The sequence below is a fragment of the Serratia sp. NGAS9 genome (genome assembly GCF_009905295.1).
Lineage (GTDB): Bacteria > Pseudomonadota > Gammaproteobacteria > Enterobacterales > Enterobacteriaceae > Serratia > Serratia bockelmannii.
The window spans coordinates 2,854,679-2,875,131 of record NZ_CP047605.1 but is presented as its reverse complement, the minus strand read 5'-3'; the positions used below and the strand labels follow the sequence as shown (position 1 = coordinate 2,875,131).

Annotated in this window: 20 protein-coding genes; 13 read left to right on the top strand and 7 right to left on the bottom strand. The window is 57.5% G+C overall.

Translation table 11 applies throughout. The annotated features are described in order from the left end of the window. Positions 1 to 54 precede the first annotated feature (54 nt). The 3 genes from znuA (at position 55) to lpxM (ending at position 3,463) form a co-directional block, all read left to right on the top strand. The gene (gene znuA / locus GUC32_RS13765) at positions 55 to 999 is read left to right on the top strand and encodes a zinc ABC transporter substrate-binding protein ZnuA (protein WP_369435780.1); all 945 of its coding nucleotides are present in this window, start codon (positions 55 to 57) and stop codon (positions 997 to 999) included. Between the two features lie 21 nt (positions 1,000 to 1,020). Then, the gene (gene mepM / locus GUC32_RS13760; protein WP_004932347.1) at positions 1,021 to 2,343 is read left to right on the top strand and encodes a murein DD-endopeptidase MepM; all 1,323 of its coding nucleotides are present in this window, start codon (positions 1,021 to 1,023) and stop codon (positions 2,341 to 2,343) included. Positions 2,344 to 2,494: 151 nt separating this feature from the next. Beyond that, entirely contained in the window at positions 2,495 to 3,463 is a 969-nt protein-coding gene (gene lpxM, locus GUC32_RS13755; protein WP_015378127.1) for a lauroyl-Kdo(2)-lipid IV(A) myristoyltransferase, read from the top strand. Between the two features lie 49 nt (positions 3,464 to 3,512). Here lpxM and GUC32_RS13750 read toward each other — a convergent pair whose 3' ends face one another. The 3 genes from GUC32_RS13750 to GUC32_RS13740 all read right to left on the bottom strand — a co-directional run bounded on the left by GUC32_RS13750 (position 3,513) and on the right by GUC32_RS13740 (position 6,985). Continuing rightward, positions 3,513 to 4,394 carry a leucine-rich repeat domain-containing protein gene (locus GUC32_RS13750; protein ID WP_369435278.1) on the bottom strand — a complete coding sequence of 294 codons (882 nt, stop codon included), beginning with the start codon at positions 4,392 to 4,394 and terminating at the stop codon, positions 3,513 to 3,515. Between the two features lie 85 nt (positions 4,395 to 4,479). Beyond that, complete coding sequence (gene pyk, locus GUC32_RS13745) at positions 4,480 to 5,922, bottom strand: pyruvate kinase (RefSeq protein ID WP_004932339.1); 1,443 nt, start codon at positions 5,920 to 5,922, stop codon at positions 4,480 to 4,482. Between the two features lie 190 nt (positions 5,923 to 6,112). Next, complete coding sequence (locus GUC32_RS13740) at positions 6,113 to 6,985, bottom strand: MurR/RpiR family transcriptional regulator (RefSeq protein ID WP_025303120.1); 873 nt, start codon at positions 6,983 to 6,985, stop codon at positions 6,113 to 6,115. A gap of 448 nt (positions 6,986 to 7,433) precedes the next feature. Between GUC32_RS13740 and zwf the strand changes: the two genes are divergently transcribed. The 4 genes from zwf (at position 7,434) to mdtI (ending at position 10,942) form a co-directional block, all read left to right on the top strand. Next, a complete protein-coding gene (gene zwf / locus GUC32_RS13735) occupies positions 7,434 to 8,909 on the top strand; it encodes a glucose-6-phosphate dehydrogenase (RefSeq protein WP_019452799.1) in 1,476 nt (491 codons plus the stop codon). Positions 8,910 to 9,063: 154 nt separating this feature from the next. Next, positions 9,064 to 9,705 carry a bifunctional 4-hydroxy-2-oxoglutarate aldolase/2-dehydro-3-deoxy-phosphogluconate aldolase gene (locus GUC32_RS13730; RefSeq protein ID WP_025303119.1) on the top strand — a complete coding sequence of 214 codons (642 nt, stop codon included), beginning with the start codon at positions 9,064 to 9,066 and terminating at the stop codon, positions 9,703 to 9,705. A gap of 552 nt (positions 9,706 to 10,257) precedes the next feature. Continuing rightward, positions 10,258 to 10,626, top strand: coding sequence for a multidrug/spermidine efflux SMR transporter subunit MdtJ (gene mdtJ, locus GUC32_RS13725; protein WP_025303118.1), 369 nt, complete (start codon positions 10,258 to 10,260; stop codon positions 10,624 to 10,626). Continuing rightward, positions 10,613 to 10,942, top strand: a complete 330-nt coding sequence (gene mdtI / locus GUC32_RS13720) for a multidrug/spermidine efflux SMR transporter subunit MdtI (protein ID WP_016927446.1) — start codon at positions 10,613 to 10,615, stop codon at positions 10,940 to 10,942. Before mdtJ ends, mdtI begins: the two co-directional genes overlap by 14 nt. Positions 10,943 to 11,004: 62 nt before the next feature. On the opposite strand, the gene GUC32_RS13715 is transcribed toward mdtI, so the two are convergent. After that, on the bottom strand, positions 11,005 to 11,349 hold the full coding sequence (locus tag GUC32_RS13715; protein ID WP_025303117.1) for a RidA family protein: 345 nt from the start codon (positions 11,347 to 11,349) through the stop codon (positions 11,005 to 11,007). A 133-nt stretch (positions 11,350 to 11,482) separates the two neighbouring features. On the opposite strand from GUC32_RS13715, the gene GUC32_RS13710 reads away from it, so the two are divergent. From GUC32_RS13710 to rnd, 5 genes are all read left to right on the top strand, one after another. Then, positions 11,483 to 13,399 carry an ATP-dependent DNA helicase gene (locus GUC32_RS13710; protein ID WP_004932318.1) on the top strand — a complete coding sequence of 639 codons (1,917 nt, stop codon included), beginning with the start codon at positions 11,483 to 11,485 and terminating at the stop codon, positions 13,397 to 13,399. A gap of 79 nt (positions 13,400 to 13,478) precedes the next feature. Continuing rightward, positions 13,479 to 14,180 carry a tRNA (adenosine(37)-N6)-threonylcarbamoyltransferase complex dimerization subunit type 1 TsaB gene (tsaB, locus tag GUC32_RS13705; RefSeq protein ID WP_025303116.1) on the top strand — a complete coding sequence of 234 codons (702 nt, stop codon included), beginning with the start codon at positions 13,479 to 13,481 and terminating at the stop codon, positions 14,178 to 14,180. 100 nt (positions 14,181 to 14,280) lie between these two features. Beyond that, complete coding sequence (locus GUC32_RS13700) at positions 14,281 to 14,871, top strand: Slp family lipoprotein (RefSeq protein WP_021503867.1); 591 nt, start codon at positions 14,281 to 14,283, stop codon at positions 14,869 to 14,871. Between the two features lie 209 nt (positions 14,872 to 15,080). After that, positions 15,081 to 16,769, top strand: coding sequence for a long-chain-fatty-acid--CoA ligase FadD (gene fadD, locus GUC32_RS13695; protein ID WP_025303115.1), 1,689 nt, complete (start codon positions 15,081 to 15,083; stop codon positions 16,767 to 16,769). An 81-nt stretch (positions 16,770 to 16,850) separates the two neighbouring features. Further along, positions 16,851 to 17,972 (top strand): ribonuclease D, encoded by a 1,122-nt coding sequence (gene rnd, locus GUC32_RS13690; RefSeq protein WP_369435277.1) that lies wholly within the window; start codon positions 16,851 to 16,853, stop codon positions 17,970 to 17,972. 237 nt (positions 17,973 to 18,209) lie between these two features. Here rnd and minE read toward each other — a convergent pair whose 3' ends face one another. From minE to minC, 3 genes are read right to left on the bottom strand one after another with little or no spacing between them, the layout of a single operon-like run. Further along, positions 18,210 to 18,479, bottom strand: a complete 270-nt coding sequence (minE, locus tag GUC32_RS13685; protein WP_004932303.1) for a cell division topological specificity factor MinE — start codon at positions 18,477 to 18,479, stop codon at positions 18,210 to 18,212. A 3-nt stretch (positions 18,480 to 18,482) separates the two neighbouring features. Further along, positions 18,483 to 19,295: a septum site-determining protein MinD gene (gene minD / locus GUC32_RS13680; RefSeq protein ID WP_016927452.1), complete on the bottom strand. Its 813-nt coding sequence runs from the start codon at positions 19,293 to 19,295 to the stop codon at positions 18,483 to 18,485. A 25-nt stretch (positions 19,296 to 19,320) separates the two neighbouring features. After that, a complete protein-coding gene (minC, locus tag GUC32_RS13675; protein ID WP_025303113.1) occupies positions 19,321 to 20,016 on the bottom strand; it encodes a septum site-determining protein MinC in 696 nt (231 codons plus the stop codon). 136 nt (positions 20,017 to 20,152) lie between these two features. Between minC and GUC32_RS13670 the strand changes: the two genes are divergently transcribed. After that, complete coding sequence (locus GUC32_RS13670) at positions 20,153 to 20,425, top strand: YcgL domain-containing protein (RefSeq protein ID WP_033643340.1); 273 nt, start codon at positions 20,153 to 20,155, stop codon at positions 20,423 to 20,425. The last annotated feature ends 28 nt before the right edge of the window (positions 20,426 to 20,453 follow it).

Genomic DNA, 20,453 nt, shown 5'->3' with positions numbered 1-20,453 from the left:
AAGCGAATGTTATAATATCACGCCTTGTTGATGAAAACGATGGGATTACTGATGATGGCAAAGAAAAATAAATGGCTGCAGCGTACGCTGTTGGCCAGCGCATTGTTGATGGCCGGCCCGCTGAGCAGCGCTTCCGCGGCGGTGGTGACCACGATTCGTCCGCTGGGCTTTATCGCTTCGGCGATCGCCGACGGCGTGACACCGACCGAGGTGTTGCTGCCGGACGGCGCTTCACCGCACGATTTTGCGCTGCGTCCTTCCGATATCCAGCGTTTGTGCTCTGCGGACCTGGTGCTATGGGTTGGGCCGGACATGGAAGCGTTCCTGAACAAGGCGCTGGTGCCTATCTCGGCAACCCGAAAGCTGGCTGTCAGCGAACTGCCGGCGGTGAAGCCATTGCTGATGAAAGGCGAAGATGACGACGATCATGATCATGCAGGTGAAGCGCATAACCATGCCGATGACGATCATGGGCATCATCACGGCGAGTACAATATGCACGTTTGGCTGTCGCCGGAGATAGCAAAAGTGACCGCGATCGCGATTCACGACAGATTGTTGGAACTTATGCCGCAAAATAAGGACAAATTAGACGCAAACCTGCGCCAGTTCGAGAATCTGCTGACGCAAACTGACAAAAATGTTGGTAACATGCTTACGCCTGTGCAAGGTAAGGGTTATTTTGTTTTTCATGATGCTTACGGCTACTTTGAGAAACACTACGGTTTGAGTCCGCTGGGCCATTTCACCGTCAATCCCGAAATTCAGCCTGGAGCACAGCGCCTACACCAAATTCGAACACAGTTGGTTGAGCAGAAAGCGGTATGCGTTTTTGCTGAGCCACAATTCAGGCCGGCCGTAATCAATGCCGTCGCCAAGGGTACCAAAGTGCGTTCCGGAACGCTGGACCCGCTGGGCATCGGCATCGCGCTGGGGAAGGACAGCTACGGGAAATTCCTGACTCAGCTGTCAAACCAGTACGTGAGCTGCCTGAAGTAAAGCTTATGAGGATAATATCGAGTGCAGCAGATAGTCCGAACTATCGCTCTGGCGTATAACAACCTGCCACGGCCCCATCGCGTCATGCTGGGGTCGCTGACAGTCGTCACATTGGCCGTCGCTGTTTGGCGGCCTTTTGTTTACCACCCAGAACACAACCCCATCGCCAAGAGCGTCGAGTTAGAATCCAGCCAGATGCGGTCATTGCTCCCTGAAGCCAGTGAACCGATAGATGTCGACCAACCCACCCCCGATGACGAAATCCCGCAGGATGAGCTGGATCAAAAAGATGCCGGCGATGATGGCGTGCATGAATATGTGGTTTCCACCGGCGATACCCTCGGCAGCATTCTGACGCAGTACGGCATCGATATGTCGGATGTCACGCTGCTGGCTTCGCAAAACCGCGATCTGCGCAACCTTAAGATCGGCCAACAGCTGTCGTGGACTGTGAATGATGCGGGCGATTTGCAGCAGTTGACCTGGGAAGTTTCCCGCCGCGAAACCCGCACCTACGATCGCGTCGGCAACAGCTTCAAAGAGTCGAAAGAGGCGCAGCAGGGCGAATGGCGCAACAACGTGATCAGCGGCCGGGTTAACGGCAGCTTCGTCAGCAGCGCCGGCGACGCCGGGCTGAGCCGTAACGAAATCAACTCGGTGATCAAAGCCCTGCAGTGGCAGCTCGATTTCCGCAAGCTGCGCAAAGGCGACCAGTTCTCCGTGCTGATGTCGCGCGAGCATTTCGACGGTAAGAAATCGCAAAGCCAGCTGTTGGGCGTGCGTCTGCGCACCGGCGGCAAAGATTACTATGCGATCCGCGCCGAAGACGGCAAATTCTACGATCGCCAAGGCTCTGGCCTGGCGCGCGGCTTCATGCGTTTCCCGACCATGAAACAGTTCCGCATCTCCTCCAACTTCAACCCGCGCCGCGTGAACCCGGTGACTGGCCGCGTGGCGCCGCACAAGGGCGTCGATTTCGCCATGCCGGTCGGCACGCCGGTGCTGGCGGTCGGCGACGGTGAGGTGGTGATCGCCAAACGCAGCGGCGCAGCGGGCAACTATGTGGCGATCCGCCACGGTCGTCAGTACACCACGCGCTATATGCACCTGAAAAAACTGCTGGTGAAACCAGGCCAGAAGGTGAAACGCGGCGATCGCATTGCGCTCTCCGGCAACACCGGCCGTTCCACCGGGCCACACCTGCACTTTGAACTGTGGACCGGCCAACAGGCGGTGAACCCGCTGACGGCCAAACTGCCGCGTTCCGAAGGGCTGGGCGGCAAAGACCGCAGCGATTATCTGGCACAGGTGAAGGAAGTGGTTCCTCAGCTGCAGTTGGATTAACGTCCCCCTTTTTTCCGGCGCTCCGGCGCCGTTAATTTCATCGGCCTGATTGCGGGCCGATGCTGTTTTATCTGGGTGGTTCGCGGTTGTTAATTGCAAAATCGGTGATGGCAATTATGATTAGCCGAATCGCTAAGCGAAGAGCACGTGCATGCAAAACGAGAAGAAATCGAACGTAGAGTTCATCCCGCAGTTTCAAAAAGCCTTTTTATATCCGCGCTACTGGGGCGTGTGGTTGGGAACCGGTCTGATGGCCGGCATTTCGCTGGTGCCTGCGCGCCTGCGCGATCCGGTGCTGGGTGCGGTCGGCAAACTGGCCGGCAAGCTGGCGAAGGGCGCGCGCCGTCGTGCCCGCATCAACCTGCTGTATTGCTTGCCTGAGCTGCCTGAAAGCGAACGCGAGCACATTATCGACCAGATGTTCGCCTGCGCGCCGCAGTCGATGGTGCTGATGGCGGAACTGGCCTGCACCAAGCCCGAAAAAGTGCTAAAGCGCGTGCGTTGGCACGGTGAAGAGGTGCTGGACAAGATCCGGGCGGAAGGGCGTAACGTGATTTTCCTGGTGCCTCACGGCTGGGCGGTGGATGTGCCAGCGATGCTGATGGCTGCGCGCGGCCAACCGATGGCGGCGATGTTCCACAACCAGCGCAATCAGCTGATCGACTACCTGTGGAATGCCGTGCGTCGTAAATTCGGCGGCCGCATGCACGCGCGCAACGACGGCATCAAACCGTTTATCAGTTCGGTACGGCAGGGGTACTGGGGCTACTACCTGCCCGATCAGGATCACGGCGCCGAGCACAGTGAGTTCGTCGATTTCTTCGCGACCTATAAGGCGACGCTGCCGGCGGTAGGCCGGTTGATGAAGGTTTGCCGTGCGGCGATCGTGCCTTTGTTCCCGGTGTACGATGGCAAAACCAGCATGCTGGATATTTATATTCGCGAGCCCATGGACGATCTGGCCGAAGCCGATGACCCACGGATTGCGCGCCGCATGAATGAAGAAGTGGAAAACCTGGTGGGCCCGAACCCTGAGCAGTACACCTGGATCCTAAAACTGTTGAAGACGCGCAAGGAAGGGGAGATTGAGCCTTACTCGCGCGACGATCTGTATCGCTAATCCTTCCTAACGTTAACGCCGGTCGGGCTATAACCCGGCCGGTATCACTTCAGATGTGCACCATACAGCCGCGCGCCCGCAGGATGTCGATGACTTTAGGCGTGCGGGTGAAATCATTCCAGCGCAGATCCAGCTTGCGCAGCCGGCTCAGTTCGCCGAGGCTTTCCGGCAGCTCGTTCAGGCGGTTGGCGCGCAGATCCAGACTTCTCAGCGCTGTCAGCTCACCGATATTTTCCGGCAGGCGCGTCAGTTGATTGAAACGCAGGTTCAGCTCGCTCAATCGCGGCAGGCGGCAGAAGGCTGCCGGCAGTTCGGTGATAGCATTGTTGGCCGCATCGAGTATCTCCAACTCACCGAGCAGAGCCATTTCCGCCGGCAGCGTGGTCAGGGCATTTTTCATGATATGCAGTTCGCGCAGCGCGCGCAGCTGCCCGATTTCGGCGGGCAGGCTGCGGATGCGATTGTTGTATAAACGCAGCTCCTGCAACGCCGCCAGCCTCGGTATTGCCTGCGGCAAGGCGGTCAGTTGGTTATCGGTCGCGTTGAGATAGATGAGCTGCTGCAGCTGTGCCAGCGAATGGGGCAGGTCGCTAAAACCGTTATCGCTCAGATAGAGGTATTTCAGCCGGTGCAGTTGCCCCAACGCTTCAGGCAGTTCGCTCGCGCGATTGTGGCCAAAGTCGAACATCTCGAGCTGTTGCAACTGACCAATCTCCGGCGGCAGACGGTCGAGCTGATTGCAGGAGATATTCAGCACCTGCAGATTCTGGTGCCGGAAGATTGGGGTGGGGAAGGCCGTCAGCTGATTGTCGTACAGGCTGACCTTGCGCAGCGCGCGGCCGGCAAGCTGCGATTCGTCGAGCTGCGTCAGGCTACGGCCGTCGAGATCGAGCTCATCAGCGCTCGCTGCGGGGTTGTGTTGGTGGAGCATGGCGTTCTCCGTCGTTTATGGCGATGTCAGCGCAAAAAAAATGCCGGCCAACGTGAGCCGGCCGGCATTTCGTCTGCGGCGTGAATTACTCGACGCGCAGGATACGGCTGGTATTGGTGGTACCGACGGTTTCCATCACGTCGCCCTGGGTGACGATCACCAGATCGCCGGAGACCAGGAAGCCTTTGTCACGCAGGCGATTGACGGCTTCATTGGCGGCGATCACGCCGTCTTTGTGGCTGTCGAAATATACCGGCGTCACGCCGCGATACAGCGCAGTCAGGTTCAGCGTGTGCTCATGACGCGACATGGCGAAGATCGGCAGGCCGGAGCTGATGCGTGACATCATCAGCGCGGTGCGGCCGGACTCAGTCATGGCGATCAGCGCGGTGACGCCTTTCAGGTGGTTGGCCGCATACATCGAAGACATGGCGATCGCCTCTTCGATATTGTCGAACTGCACGTCCAAACGGTGTTTGGAAACGTTGATGCTCGGGATCTTCTCGGCGCCCAGACAAACGCGCGCCATCGCCGCCACGGTTTCCGCCGGGTATTGGCCAGCAGCGGTTTCCGCCGACAGCATGACGGCGTCGGTGCCGTCCAGCACGGCGTTGGCCACGTCCATGACTTCGGCGCGGGTCGGCATCGGGTTGGTGATCATTGACTCCATCATCTGAGTCGCGGTGATCACCGCGCGGTTCAGGGTGCGGGCGCGGCGGATCAGTTTCTTCTGAATGCCGACCAGTTCCGGATCGCCGATTTCGACGCCGAGGTCGCCACGGGCAACCATCACCACGTCGGAGGCCAGAATAATGTCGTCCATCGCTTCGTCGGTGCAAACCGCTTCGGCGCGCTCAACCTTGGACACGATCTTGGCGTTGCAGCCCGCATCGCGCGCCAGGCGGCGGGCATAGTTCAGGTCTTCACCGGTACGCGGGAAGGAGACCGCCAGATAGTCGACGCCAATCTTGGCGGCGGTCACGATGTCCGCCTTGTCTTTTTCGGTCAGCGCTTCGGCTGACAGGCCACCGCCTAGCTTGTTGATGCCCTTGTTGTTGGACAACGGGCCGCCGACGGTCACTTCGGTAAACACTTTCATGCCCTGAACTTCGAGCACTTTTAACTGAACGCGGCCGTCGTCAAGCAGCAGGACATCGCCCGGCACGACGTCGGCAGGCAGGCCTTTATAGTCGATACCGACTTTTTCTTTATCGCCTTCGCCTTTTGACAGGTTGGCGTCCAGCAGGAATTTATCACCCACGTTGAGGAAGATTTTGCCTTCCTTGAAGGTGGATACGCGGATTTTCGGCCCTTGCAGATCGCCGAGGATAGCGACGTGACGTCCCAGTTTGGCAGCGATTTCGCGCACTTTGTCTGCGCGAGCCTGGTGATCTTCCGGGCTGCCGTGGGAGAAGTTAAGCCGAACTACGTTGGCACCGGCGGCAATGATCTTTTCCAGATTATTGTCGCGGTCTGTAGCCGGACCCAGGGTGGTAACGATTTTGGTTCTTCTGAGCCGTCTGGACATGTATTACTCCGTTGACTGGTGAAGCAAATATTGGTGTTGCGATAACGTCGGATAACGAAACCAGGCGTGAAATGTAATTTTACAACACTGATATTTCACCCGGGTTACCCGCATGAGCATGTTAACAGGGTACCGCCTCTGATGCCGTCATTCAAATGTCTGTTGAACGGCGATTTTTTTCTTCGTCGGGTCACGAATCAAAACTGTTGGGAATGACCACGCCTTTATCAAAGCGCGATTCTTTGAGCGCTTCTTTGACCCGCTTCAAGTTATCTCTGAATTTAGCCCCTCGGCGCAAGGTAAATCCGGTGGCAAGCACGTCAATGAGCGTTAATTGCGCGATCCGCGACACCATCGGCATGTAAACGTCGGTGTCTTCAGGCACATCGAGCAGCAACGCGAGGGTCGCCGCTTGGGCGAGCGGGGTGTCGCGCGAGGTGATAGCCAGTACCGTGGCGTCGTTCTCCCGCGCCAGGTGAGCCATCTCCACCAGATTTTTGGTGCGGCCGGTGTGTGAGATCAGCACCACCACGTCGCCCTCGCCGGAGTTCATGCAGCTCATGCGTTGCATGACGATGTCATCGAAGTAGACCACCGGAATGTTGAAGCGGAAAAATTTGTTCATCGCGTCGTGCGCCACCGCCGCGGAGGCACCCAGGCCGAAGAAAGAGATCTTTTTTGCCTGGGTGAGCAGGTCAACCGCACGATTGATTGCGGCAATATCCAAATTTGCCTTTACTGTATCCAGGCTGGCCATGACCGATTCGAAGATCTTGCTGGTATAGGAATCGACGCTGTCGTCTTCCTCAACGTTACGGTTTACGTAGGGCGTGCCGTTAGCCAGGCTTTGGGCGAGGTGCAGTTTGAAATCGGGAAAGCCTTTGGTATCAAGGCGGCGGCAAAAACGGTTGACGGTAGGTTCGCTGACGTCGGCCATGCGCGCCAGCGTGGCAATGCTGGAGTGAATGGCGGTCTGTGGGGAGGCCAGGATCACCTCGGCGACTTTCCTTTCAGATTTGCTCAGGCGTTCCAGATGGTTCTGGATTTTGTCCAGCGTATTCATATAACGAGAGTCACTCATGGTTTTATCCCTGTGGCTTTCAAGCAACAGCGCCGAATTTCGCCCGTGTTCGCCGTGCACGCAGACGCCAAACGAGCGGCTGTAACCTGGAATCGATAGGGTATGTCGATTTCAAACAAAGGAGAAATCAATGCCGGTTTAGTGAAAATATACTACGTGCTGGTAACCGTTGGCAGTCTCGACAGGGCGTATGCAGGCTTTTTTCACCAGAATATGACCTGTGTCTAACTTTCATAATGGTAACAGAGCGTCAAAAAAGACGAAAAATTACAGTTTTGCCCGCCTGTGCGGGCTCTGGCGCGCATTGGCGCTACCGCTGGAATCTTGAGGTCTTTTTTCCTGCTTCTGCACCGGGTTTGCTGGCCGTAGTCAAACAGAGTACATTAGTAATGTAAGAAAATTACAAATATCCTGCAACGAGGAGATGAACATGGCGGTAACCTCTACAGCCCAGGCGTGTGACCTGGTTATTTTCGGCGCGAAAGGTGATTTGGCGCGCCGTAAGCTGCTGCCTTCCCTGTACCAGTTAGAGAAAGCCGGACACATCCACCCGGATACGCGGATTATCGGCGTCGGCCGCGCGGAGTGGGATAAAAAAGCGTATACCGAAGTGGTCAAGGAAGCGCTTGGCACCTTCATGAAGGAAAAACTGGATGACGAACTCTGGGCCACGCTGAGCGCACGCCTGGACTTCTGCAATCTGGACGTCAACGACAGCAAGAACTTTACCAAACTGGGTAAAATGCTGGATCAGAAACACCGCACCACCATCAACTACTTCGCCATGCCGCCAAGCACCTTTGGCGCCATCTGCAAAGGGTTGGGCGAAGCCAAGCTGAACCATGAACCGGCGCGCGTGGTGATGGAGAAGCCGCTGGGTACCGATCTGGCGTCTTCCCGCGTGATCAACGATCAGGTGGCGGAGTACTTCAACGAATCCCAGGTTTACCGTATCGACCACTATCTCGGCAAAGAGACGGTGCTGAACCTGTTGGCGCTGCGTTTCGCCAACTCGCTGTTCGCATCCAACTGGGATAACCGCACCATCGATTCGGTGCAGATCACCGTGGCGGAAGAGGTGGGCATCGAAGGGCGCTGGGGTTACTTCGACCAGGCCGGCCAGATGCGCGACATGATCCAGAACCACCTGCTGCAGATCCTGACCATGATCGCCATGTCGCCGCCGGCGGACCTGACGACCGACCGTATCCGCGACGAGAAGGTGAAGGTATTGCGCTCGCTGCGCCGCATCGATCAGACCAATGTACGGGAAACCACCGTGCGCGGGCAGTACACCGCCGGTTTCGTCCAGGGCAAGAAAGTGCCGGGTTATCTGGAAGAGGAAGGCGCGAACAAGAGCAGCAGCACCGAAACCTTCGTCTCCATCCGCGTGGATATCGACAACTGGCAGTGGGCCGGGGTGCCGTTCTACCTGCGTACCGGTAAACGCCTGCCGACCAAATGTTCGGAAGTGGTGGTGTACTTCAAAAACCCGCCGCTTAACCTGTTCAGCGATTCGTACCAGCAGCTGCCGCAGAACAAGCTGACCATCCGTCTGCAACCGGACGAAGGCATCGAAATTCAGGTACTGAACAAGGTGCCGGGGCTGGATCACAAGCACCGTCTGCAGACCACCAAGCTGGACCTGAGCTTCTCGGAAACCTTCAACCAGGAGCACGTGGCGGACGCCTACGAGCGCCTGCTGCTGGAGACCATGCGAGGCATTCAGGCGCTGTTCGTGCGCCGCGATGAAGTGGAAGAGGCCTGGAAGTGGGTCGACTCCATCATGGATGCATGGAAAGCCGACAACGAGGCGCCTAAACCTTATCAGGCGGGCACCTGGGGGCCGGTGGCCTCGGTGGCAATGATCACCCGCGACGGCCGTTCCTGGAACGAGTTCGAATAATGCGCAATACCGGCAGCCTGTCTGCCGGCTTTTTTTTGCCTGCGATCTGCGCGTGGGCCACATCACTTACGGTACGGCCGGACGTTCGCGCGCTTGCGCGGAGCCCTGTGGCAGGGGCGTGCCATTGTTAACCGCGAGTCATGGAGAAATAACGATGAAAAACTGGAAAACCAGCGCCGAGCAGATCCTGACGGCAGGGCCGGTGGTGCCTGTTATCGTGATCAACAAGTTGGAGCAGGCGGTGCCGCTGGCGAAAGCGTTGGTTGCCGGCGGCGTGCGGGTATTGGAGGTGACGCTGCGCACCGCCTGCGGGCTGGAGGCTATCCGCGCTATCGCCAAAGAGGTGCCGGAGGCGATCATCGGCGCCGGTACGGTGATCAATCCGCAGCAGCTGCGGGAGGTGACCGAGGCGGGGGCGCAGTTCGCCATCAGCCCGGGGCTGACCGACGCTTTGCTGCAGGCGGCGACGGCGGGGTCAATCCCGCTGATCCCGGGCATCAGCACCGTATCTGAACTGATGCTGGGCATGGATTACGGCCTGCGCGAATTCAAATTCTTCCCGGCGGAAGCCAACGGCGGCGTTAAGGCGCTGCAGGCGATCGGCGGCCCGTTCCCCCAGGTGCGTTTTTGCCCGACCGGCGGCATTACGCCGAACAATTACCGCGATTATCTGGCGCTAAAAAGCGTATTGTGCATCGGCGGCTCCTGGTTGGTGCCGGCCGATGCGCTCGAAAGCGGCGACTATGCGCGCATCACTGAACTGGCGCGCAGCGCGGTCAGCGGCGCCGCGTTGTAACCCGCGCCAGGCCTGGGATTGGCGCTTATTTGCTCACCCGCGGATATCGCAAGGCTCAACGCTCCGTTGGGCCTTTTTTAATTTTTATCGCGATTAACTTTCTTATTTTTAACCCGTTTTTTTCTGCTTTTTTATGAAAACGGCAGTTTGCTTTCTAATTTTGGCTGTGGTAAAAATATCTCAGTTGAAAATTTTACTTTTATGAGGATATTGGGCAAATCGCACGGTGTGCGGCTGATAATAGAGAACTATTATGATGACTATTAACGGAACTACCCTCAGAACCTCTACGTGCCAACTCTTCCTGTCTGCGATCCTTGCCAGTGAGCATCACTGGTGCAGCGAGCTATAGCGTCTTTCTCCCTTAACCGGTGCTGGTAGCGGGCTTAGGCCTTCGCATTACCGTTCAGCCGGGCAAACATTCTTTTTGCGTTTGGGTCAGTTTATCCCCAGGGATCTCTGCGTCTTGCGCGCCGCATTGCGGCCGTTCGACGAGATAAATCGGGATAAATATGCCTTGGCGCGCGTTATTCGCCGTTTGGGAGAAAAATTATGATTTATTGGATCTTTTTAGGTTTGGCCATCATGACCGAAATCATCGGCACCTTGTCGATGAAATACGCCAGCGTCAATGGCGGCATGATCGGGCATATCGTGATGTACGTGATGATCACCGCGTCTTATGTATTGTTGTCGGTAGCGATAAAACGCGTGGCGCTCGGCGTGGCCTATGCGCTGTGGGAAGGCATCGGCATTCTGTTCATTACCCTGTTCAGCGTACTGTGGTTCGACGAGCCGATCTCGGCGCTGAAGGTGCTGGGCTTGGCTACGCTGATCGCCGGCATCATGTTGGTGAAATCCGGTACCCGCAAAGAGCGAAAACAGGTCAGCCCGCGAGGTGACAACCATGCAACAGTTTGAGTTGTACCACATTGGGTTCCTGGGGCTGGCCATCGTGCTGGAAATTATCGCCAACATCTTCCTGAAGATGTCGGACGGCTTCCGTAAAATTTGGCTGGGATTGCTGTCGCTGCTGTCGGTGCTCGGTGCGTTCAGCGCCCTGGCGCAGGCGGTTAAGGGTATCGATCTGTCGATCGCCTATGCGCTGTGGGGCGGTTTCGGTATCGCCGCCACCATCGCCGCAGGCTGGATCATGTTCGGCCAGCGGTTGAACGCCAAAGGCTGGATTGGCCTGGCGCTGTTGCTGACGGGGATGGTGATCCTTAAACTGTCTTGATAGCGGGCAATAAAAAACCGCAGGCGTCGCCGTCTGCGGTTTTTTTTCGTCTGCGCTCAGGCTTACAGCGCGGCGATGATTTTGATTTCCACCTTGTACTTCGGATTCATCAGCTGCGCCTGCACCGTGCAGCGCACCGGCGCGCTGCCGGCGACCACCCAGGCGTCCCAGGCGGCGTTCATCGCGGCGAAGTCGGCGCTGTTGGCCAGGAAAATGGTGGCATCCAGAATACGGCTTTTGTCCGACCCTACGCGTTCCAGCAGCACGTCGATGGCGGCGAGGGCGTTGGCGGTCTGCGCGGTCGCGTCGTCGTCCAGGTTCTCCGGCACGCTGGTGTAGTAAACGGTCTCGTTGTGCACTACGGCTTCGGACCAGCGCTGATCGGGATCAATTCTTTCGATATTCATTTGCTTATCTCCATATCATAGTCGCGCTAAGGGTAGCACAGCCGGTGATAAAAAAGCGCGGCGATAAAGTGGGTGGTAGCCGGGCGGCAGGCTTGGCATAATCACCGCTGAATGACACCGGCAGAGAGACAGCGTGACAGACGATTTTGCAACAGACGGCGCATTGGCGCAGGCTATCAAGGGATTCAAACCGCGTGAGCCGCAGCGGCAGATGGCGCAAGCCGTTACCGAAGCGATCAATTTCAAGCAGGAACTGGTGGTGGAAGCCGGCACCGGCACCGGCAAAACCTTCGCTTATCTGGCGCCGGCGCTGCGTGCCGATCGCAAAGTGATCATCTCCACCGGTTCGAAAGCGCTGCAGGATCAGCTGTATGCGCGCGATCTGCCCACCGTCGCCAAGGCGTTGAAGTACAAAGGCAAGCTGGCTCTGCTGAAGGGGCGCTCCAACTACCTGTGTCTGGAGCGTCTTGAGCAACAGTCGATGGCCGGCGGCGAGCTGGCGGGGCAGACGCTGATCGATCTGGTGCAGCTGCGCAAGTGGTCGTCGCAGACCAAAGAGGGTGATATCAGCACCTGTAGCGAAGTGGCGGAAGACAGCTTCGTCTGGCCATTGGTGACCAGCACCAATGACAACTGTCTGGGCAGCGACTGCCCGCTGTATCAGGATTGCTTCGTGGTCAAGGCGCGCCGCCGCGCGATGGATGCAGATGTGGTGGTGGTAAACCATCACCTGTTCCTGGCGGATATGGTGGTGAAAGAGGGCGGTTTCGCCGAGCTGATCCCAGAAGCCGAGGTGATGATTTTCGACGAGGCGCACCAAATCCCCGACATCGCCAGCCAGTATTTCGGCCAGCAGCTCACCAGCCGCCAGCTGCTGGATCTGGCGAAGGACATCACCATCGCCTACCGCACCGAGGTGCGCGATGCGGCTCAGCTGCAAAAGAGCGCCGATCGTCTCAGCCTGAGCACGCAAGATTTCCGTCTGAATCTGGGAGAACCGGGGTTCCGCGGTAATCTGCGTGACGTGCTCGGCGAACCCAACGTGCAGCGTGCTCTGTTGCTGCTCGATGACGCGCTGGAGCTGTGTTATGACGTGATGAAGCTGTCGCTGGGGCGTTCGGCGCTGCTGGACGCCGCCTTTGAGCGCGCCACGCTGTACCGCGCGCGTCTCAAACGCCTCAAGGCGGTAACGGAACCGGGCTACAGCTATTGGTATGAGTGCAATTCGCGCCACTTCGTGCTGGCGCTGACGCCGCTGACGGTAGCCGATCGTTTCCGCGAAATGCTGGACGAGAAGCCGGGCAGCTGGATCTTTACCTCGGCCACGCTGTCGGTCAACGATCAGTTGGGCCACTTCACCGAACGGCTGGGGCTGACCAAGGCCAAAACGCTGCTGTTGCCGAGCCCGTTCGACTATGCCAAACAGGCGTTGCTGTGCGTGCCGCGCTTTTTGCCTTCGCCGAATCAGCCCGGTGGGGCGCGCCAGCTGGCGCGCATGCTGCGCCCATTAATCGAAGCCAACAACGGCCGCTGCTTCTTCTTGTGCACATCGCACCAGATGATGCGCGAGCTGGCGGAAGAGTTCCGCGCCACGATGACGCTGCCGGTCTTATTGCAAGGGGAAACCAGCAAAGGGCAGCTGCTGGCGCAGTTCGTCGCCGCCGGTAACGCGCTGTTGGTGGCGACCAGCAGCTTCTGGGAAGGGGTGGACGTGCGTGGCGATGCGCTGTCGTGTGTCATCATCGATAAGCTGCCGTTTACTTCACCGGACGATCCGCTGCTGAAGGCGCGCATTGAAGATTGCCGCCTGCGCGGCGGCGATCCGTTCAATGACGTACAGTTACCGGATGCGGTCATCACCCTGAAACAGGGGGTGGGCCGTTTGATCCGCGATACCGACGACCGTGGCGTGCTGGTGATTTGCGATAACCGTCTGGTGATGCGCCCTTATGGCGAGGTGTTCCTCAATAGCCTGCCGCCTACGCCGCGTACCCGCGATCTGAAACAGGCCATCGCCTTCCTGCAGGCCGCCGATACGTCGGCCACGTGAAAGATGAAGGGCTTACGGGGCTGTGCTACAATGCGCGCCCTGTATGAAAAACCCAGTTTTATTCCCGCCAGAGGTTGGCATGTCCACGCGAATTTTAGCGATCGATACCGCGACGGAAGCCTGTTCCGTCGCCGTCTGGAATCAAGGCGAAATCCACGCCCTGTTTGAGCTGTGCCCACGCGAGCATACGCAACGAATTTTACCTATGGTGCAGCAGGTGCTGGCGGAATCCGGTCTGGCGCTCAACCAGCTCGATGCGCTGGCCTTCGGCCGCGGCCCCGGCAGTTTTACCGGGGTGCGCATCGGCATCGGCATCGCTCAGGGCCTGGCGCTGGGCGCCGATTTGCCGATGATTGGCATTTCCACGCTGCAAACCATGGCGCAGGGCGCCTGGCGCGTCAGCGGCGCGGCGCGCGTGCTGGCAGCGATCGATGCGCGCATGGGGGAAGTCTACTGGGGGCAGTTCGAACGCCAAGTGGACGGCAGCTGGTTGGAAAGCGAAGGCGAGGCGGTGCTGTCGCCGGCGCAGGCGCTCGAGCGTGCACAGCGTCTGCAGGGCGAATGGGCCCACGTCGGCACCGGCTGGCAAACCTATCCCGACCTGGTCAACGGTTCTACGCTGAGCGTGCGTGACGGCCAAATGCTGCTGCCGCAGGCGCAAGACATGCTGCCGCTGGCGCTGCACGCCTGGCAACAGGGGTTGGCGGTGGCGGTGGAAAACGCCGAGCCGACCTATCTTCGCAATGAAGTCACCTGGAAAAAACTGCCGGGCCGCGAGTAATCGCGGCGTATTGTGCTGTTGTTGATGCCGGGCGATGAAGGCCTGCAACTTGAACGACGAAACGCGGTCAAAGTTACAGGCATTTCAGGAGATTGCGACCATGTTAATCCGCACTGCAAGTAAAAAGCTGTCGCTGCTGGCCGTCGCCTGCGGCGCGCTGGTTCTGACCGGGTGCGTCACCGTACCGGATGCGATCAAAGGCTCCAGCCCTTCGCCGGTGACTCAGCTTTCCTCGGTACAAAATGCACCGAACCTGTTTACTGGCGCGGAAGCCCGCTTCGGCGGCACTGTGGTGAACGTCGCCAACGAACAAGGGCGTACGCTGCTGGAGATCGCGGCGGTGCCGCTCGACAGCGGTGCGCGGCCGATACTGGGTGAACCGTCGAACGGCCGCTTGCTGGCCACGGTGAACGGCTTCCTCGAACCGGTCGATTTCAAAGGCCAACTGGTGACCGTCGTCGGCCCTATCACCGGCCTGAAAGAGGGGCGGATCGGCATGACGCCATATCGTTTCGTAACGATGAACGTGACCGGTTTCAAGCGCTGGCATCTGGTGCAGCAGGTGGTGATGCCGCCTGCGCCGATGGGCCCTTGGGGCTGGCGCGGTGGTCCGTGGGGGCCCGGCTGGGGCGCAGGCTATGGCTGGTACAACCCCGGTCCGGCACAGGTGCAAACCATCGTAACCGAGTAGCATACGCTTGATGTGAACATATTTGACAGGGCGGCTCAGGCCGCCCTTTTGCTTTTTGGGATAGGGAATATCCGACAATTAGTGACGTACATCGCAACCTGAATAATGTTTAAAACCCGAACTGGTCTGCTGAGTTAAAATATTGTTATGGTTAGGCTGCGAGTTTGAGGGCTGCGATGATAATTAGTAATGATTTCAGGAGTAATACCTTGGATAAGGTCTGGTTAAAACGGTATCCGGCAGATGTGCCCGCAGAGATTGATGCCGATCGCTATTCGTCGTTGATCGAAATGTTTGAGCATGCCGTGCAGCGTTATGCCGATCAGCCCGCCTTTATCAACATGGGCGAGGTGATGACCTTCCGCAAACTGGAAGAACGCAGCCGGGCTTTCGCGGCTTACCTGCAAAATGAACTGGGCCTGAAGAAGGGCGACCGTGTCGCGCTGATGATGCCTAACCTGTTGCAATACCCCATCGCTCTGTTCGGCATTCTGCGTGCCGGCATGGTGGTGGTCAACGTCAACCCGTTGTATACCCCGCGCGAGCTGGAGCACCAGTTGAACGACAGCGGCGCCAGCGCCATCGTTATCGTTTCCAACTTTGCCCATACGCTGGAAAAAGTGGTGTTCAACACCCAGGTCAAACACGTGATCCTGACGCGCATGGGCGACCAGCTTTCGGCCGCCAAAGGCACGCTGGTTAACTTCGTGGTCAAATACGTCAAGCGCCTGGTGCCCAAATACAACCTGCCGGACGCCATTTCATTCCGCAGCGCGCTGCAACGCGGCCGCCGTCTGCAATATGTAAAACCGGACATCATTAATAGCGATTTGGCTTTCCTGCAATACACCGGCGGTACCACCGGCGTGGCGAAGGGCGCGATGCTGACGCACCGTAACATGCAGGCCAACCTTGAGCAGGCCAAGGCCGCTTATTCGCCGCTGTTCCGTGAAGGGCAGGAACTGGTGGTGACGGCGTTGCCGCTATACCACATTTTCGCGCTGACGGTGAACTGCCTGCTGTTTATCGATCTGGGCGGGCGCAATTTGCTGATCACCAACCCGCGCGATATTCCGGGGCTGGTGAAGGAGCTGGGTAAATATCCGTTCACCGCCATGAGCGGGGTGAATACGCTGTTCAACGCGTTGCTGAACAACGAAGAGTTCCACAAACTCGATTTCTCTACGCTGCGTTTCTCGGTCGGCGGCGGTATGTCGGTGCAAAAAGCGGTGGCCGAGAAGTGGGAGAAAACCACCGGTAAACACCTGCTGGAAGGCTATGGTCTGACCGAGTGCGCGCCGCTGGTGGCCGGTAACCCTTACGATCTGAAACACTACAGCGGCAGCATCGGCCTGCCGGTGCCGTCGACGGACATTCGGTTGGTGGACGACAACGGCCATGACGTGCCGCCGGGCGAACCGGGCGAACTGTGGGTCAAAGGGCCGCAAGTTATGTTAGGCTATTGGCAGCGCCCGGAAGCCACCGATGAAGTGCTTAAAGATGGCTGGCTGGCGACCGGCGATGTGGTGACCGTGGACGATCAGGGATTTGTGCGCATCGTCGACCGCAAGAAAGACATGATCCTGGTCTCGGGTTTCAACGTGTATCCGAACGAGATTGAAGATGTGGTCAGCCAGCACCCGAAAGTGCTGGAATGTGCGGCAATCGGCGTGCCCAGCGAGGCCTCCGGTGAAACGGTGAAGATCTGCGTGGTGAAGAAAGACGCCTCGCTGACCAAGGAAGAGCTGTTGACCCATTGCCGTCGCCACCTGACCGGGTATAAAGTGCCTAAAATTGTTGAGTTCCGCGATGAACTGCCGAAGTCGAACGTCGGCAAGATTTTGCGGCGAGAACTGCGCGATGAGCTAAAAACGCCGAAGCCGGCCGATGCCGCCTAGGTGTCGCTTTCGCGTCTGACTATCAACAACGCCGGTGAATGCCGGCGTTGTTGTGTTTGAATCCTACAAGAGAATGATGTTTTGAATTATCAGTTGATCACTACCGATGCCGGATTGCAGCAGGTCTGCGAGCAGGCGAGAAAGCATGCCCAGATTGCGCTGGACACCGAGTTTGTCAGAACGCGCACCTACTATCCTCAGCTGGGCCTGATCCAGCTCTACGACGGTGAACAACTCTCCCTCATCGATCCTCTGCCGATCAAGCAATGGCAGCCGTTTGTCGACCTGCTGGCCGACACCGCCGTGGTGAAGTTCCTGCATGCCGGCAGTGAAGATCTTGAAGTGTTTCTCAACGCCTTTAAAACGCTGCCGACGCCGATGATCGACACCCAGATCCTGGCGGCCTTTACCGGTCGGCCGCTCTCCTGCGGTTTTGCGACGCTGGTGGCGGAGTACATGAAGGTTGAACTGGACAAGAGCGAGTCGCGCACCGACTGGCTGGCGCGCCCGCTGACCGAAAGACAGTGCGTGTATGCGGCCGCCGACGTGTTCTACCTGCTGCCGATGGCCAAACAGCTGGTGCAGGAGACCGAAGAGGCCGGCTGGACTGCTGCGGCCCATAACGAGTGCCTGCTGCTGTGCCAACGCCGTAGCGAGACGCTGGCGCCGGAAGTGGCCTATCGCGAAATCAGCAATGCCTGGCAGCTGCGCCCGCGTCAGCTCGGCTGTTTGCAGAAGTTGGCAGAATGGCGGTTGCGCCAGGCGCGCGAGCGCGATCTGGCGGTGAACTTCGTGGTGCGTGAGGAGAACCTATGGCAGGTGGCGCGCTATATGCCGTCTTCGCTGGGAGAACTGGATTCTCTGGAGCTGAGCGGGCCGGAGATCCGTTATCACGGCAAAACGCTGCTGGCGCTGGTGGCCGAAGCCGAAGCGCTGGAGGAGTCCGAGTTGCCCGCGCCGTTGGCTAACCTTATCGATCAGCCGGGCTACAAGAAGGTGTTTAAGGACATCAAGGCCGCTATCGCTACCGTCAGCGAGCAAAGCGGGTTGAGCAGCGAGCTGCTGGCATCCCGTCGCCAAATTAACCAATTGTTGAACTGGCATTGGAAACTGAAGGACGGCGAGAGTCGCCCTGAATTAATCAGCGGCTGGCGCGGCGATTTATTAATGGCGCCGTTGCAGGACATCCTGAAAGATTATTAATCGCTGGTTATCACCAGGGCAGGGTAGGGAAACTCTGCTCGGGTGAATATAGGCAGGAAATAATGCGTTGAAGGTAAATCTGGCCAGAATTTACTTTAAACGAGGTGGCGGCAAAGTTAATTGGGAATTGTCCCAAAGGGAAAAATCGATTTTTTGCTGCCGATAATGCTTAATAACTGGATATACATACAGTTACCCCCTGCATAAAATATACAGGGGGTAATTAATGCGTCGCAATCATTTAGCTGCTTCTTCCGATTCCGGTAATGTCACGTTAAGTTCAAGTACCGAAATATCGTCCCCTTTCTGCTCGAACTGCACATGCAGCATTTCAGGATCGATCTGAATGTATTTGCAAATAACCGCCAGAATATCGCGTTTCAAATCAGGCAGATACGGGGGCTCACTGTCCCCGCGACGACGCTCTGCGACGATAATCTGCAGCCGTTCCTTGGCTATATTGGCTGTCTGTTTTTTGCGGGACAGAAAGAAGTCTAATAAGGCCATGGTTTATCCCCCAAAAAGGCGTTTCAGGAAACCCTTCTTCTCTTCTTCAATGAAGCGGAATGGGCGTTCTTCCCCCAACAAGCGGCAAACGGTATCGTCGTACGCCTTACCGGCGTCTGACTCGGCATCCAGAATGACAGGCTCACCCTGGTTGGAAGCACGCAGTACGGACTGGTCTTCCGGGATCACACCCACCAGCGGAATGCGCAGAATTTCAAGCACGTCTTCCATGCTCAGCATGTCGCCACGGCTGACGCGGCCCGGGTTGTAACGGGTCAGCAGCAGGTGTTCCTTGATTGGCGATTCGCCTTTCTCGGCGCGGCGTGACTTGGAAGAGAGGATACCCAGGATACGGTCAGAGTCGCGTACCGAAGACACTTCCGGGTTGGTGGTGATGATAGCTTCGTCGGCGAAATACAGCGCCATCAGCGCACCGGTTTCGATACCGGCCGGTGAATCGCACACCACGAAGTCAAAATCCATCTCGCCGAGATCGTTGAGGATTTTTTCAACGCCTTCGCGGGTCAACGCGTCTTTGTCGCGCGTCTGCGAAGCCGGCAGGATATAGAGGTTTTCAGTGCGTTTGTCTTTGATCAACGCCTGATTCAGCGTGGCATCGCCCTGAATCACGTTCACGAAATCATACACTACCCGACGTTCGCAGCCCATAATCAGGTCAAGATTACGCAGGCCGATATCGAAATCGATCACGACGGTTTTCTTGCCTTTCTGGGCCAGGCCGGTAGCGATGGCCGCGCTCGAAGTGGTCTTGCCAACGCCCCCTTTACCCGATGTAACAACAATAATGCGTGCCATGAAATGGATTCCTTGTCAAAAGGGCTTAATTTAAAGGTTGTATGGTTAAAGCGTTATCCAACAGGCTGAGTCGTACGGCCTGCCCGACGTAATCGGACGGGATTTGGTCGCTCAACCAGTACTGCCCTGCGATAGAGACTAGCTCAGCCGCCAGGTGGGTGCAAAAAATCTGACATTGCGTGTCGCCTGACGCGCCTGCCAGTGCGCGACCGCGCATCATGCCGTAGACATGAATATTGCCATCGGCAATCAATTCGGCGCCGGCGCTGACGCTGCTGGTCACGATAAGATCGCAGTTGCGGGCGTAAATCTGTTGGCCGGAACGGACAGGCGTACTGATGATGCGCGTTTTGGCGGGGGCGTTATCCGCCACCACGGGCGCAGGTGCAGGCTCCGGCGCAGCCATCTTCTGGCCTTTGCCTTCGCTCAGCAGCGGCAGCCCGGCACGGGCTATCGCGCGCTTTTGACGCTCATCTCTGCAACCGCTGATACCCACAACGCGCAGGCCTGCTGCCGCGACAGCCTGTTGAAGTTCTTTCCAGTTCGCATCGCCTTCCAGCGTTGCGACGTTGATAACAACAGGGGCGTTTTTCAGAAAAGCGGGCGCTTGCTCAACTTTTTCCTGTAACGCCTGACGTATTACCTCGGGCTGTGAATTATGCAAATGAACAACCGATAGGGTAAAACTGCTGCCTTTTAGCTCAATTGGCGATTGTGACATCTATCCTGACTCAGTCTCAGCAACTTTAAATCCCCGGAATACCACTCGGGGTGCGATATTCCGATGTACTATAAGCATGTTATAGTCAGAGTTATATCCAGGCAAGACGCTCCCTCAATTAAATAGAGTTAAAAAAATGCTTTGTGTGATCTATAGAAGCCCGAAACGCGATCAAACTTATCTTTATGTCGAAAAAAAAGACGATTTCTCTCGTGTGCCGGAAGCGCTGATGAAAAGTTTCGGTGTACCGCAATTCGCCATGATGCTGTCGCTCGATGAGCGCAAGAAATTGGCCTCGGCGGATATCGAAAAGGTGAAGCAGGCGTTGAAAGACGAAGGCTATTACCTGCAGTTCCCGCCGCCGGTAGAAAACCTGCTCAACCAGCATCTGGCGGGCGACAAGGCCTGAGACAGTTGCCACGGCCAGGGGAGGCGCG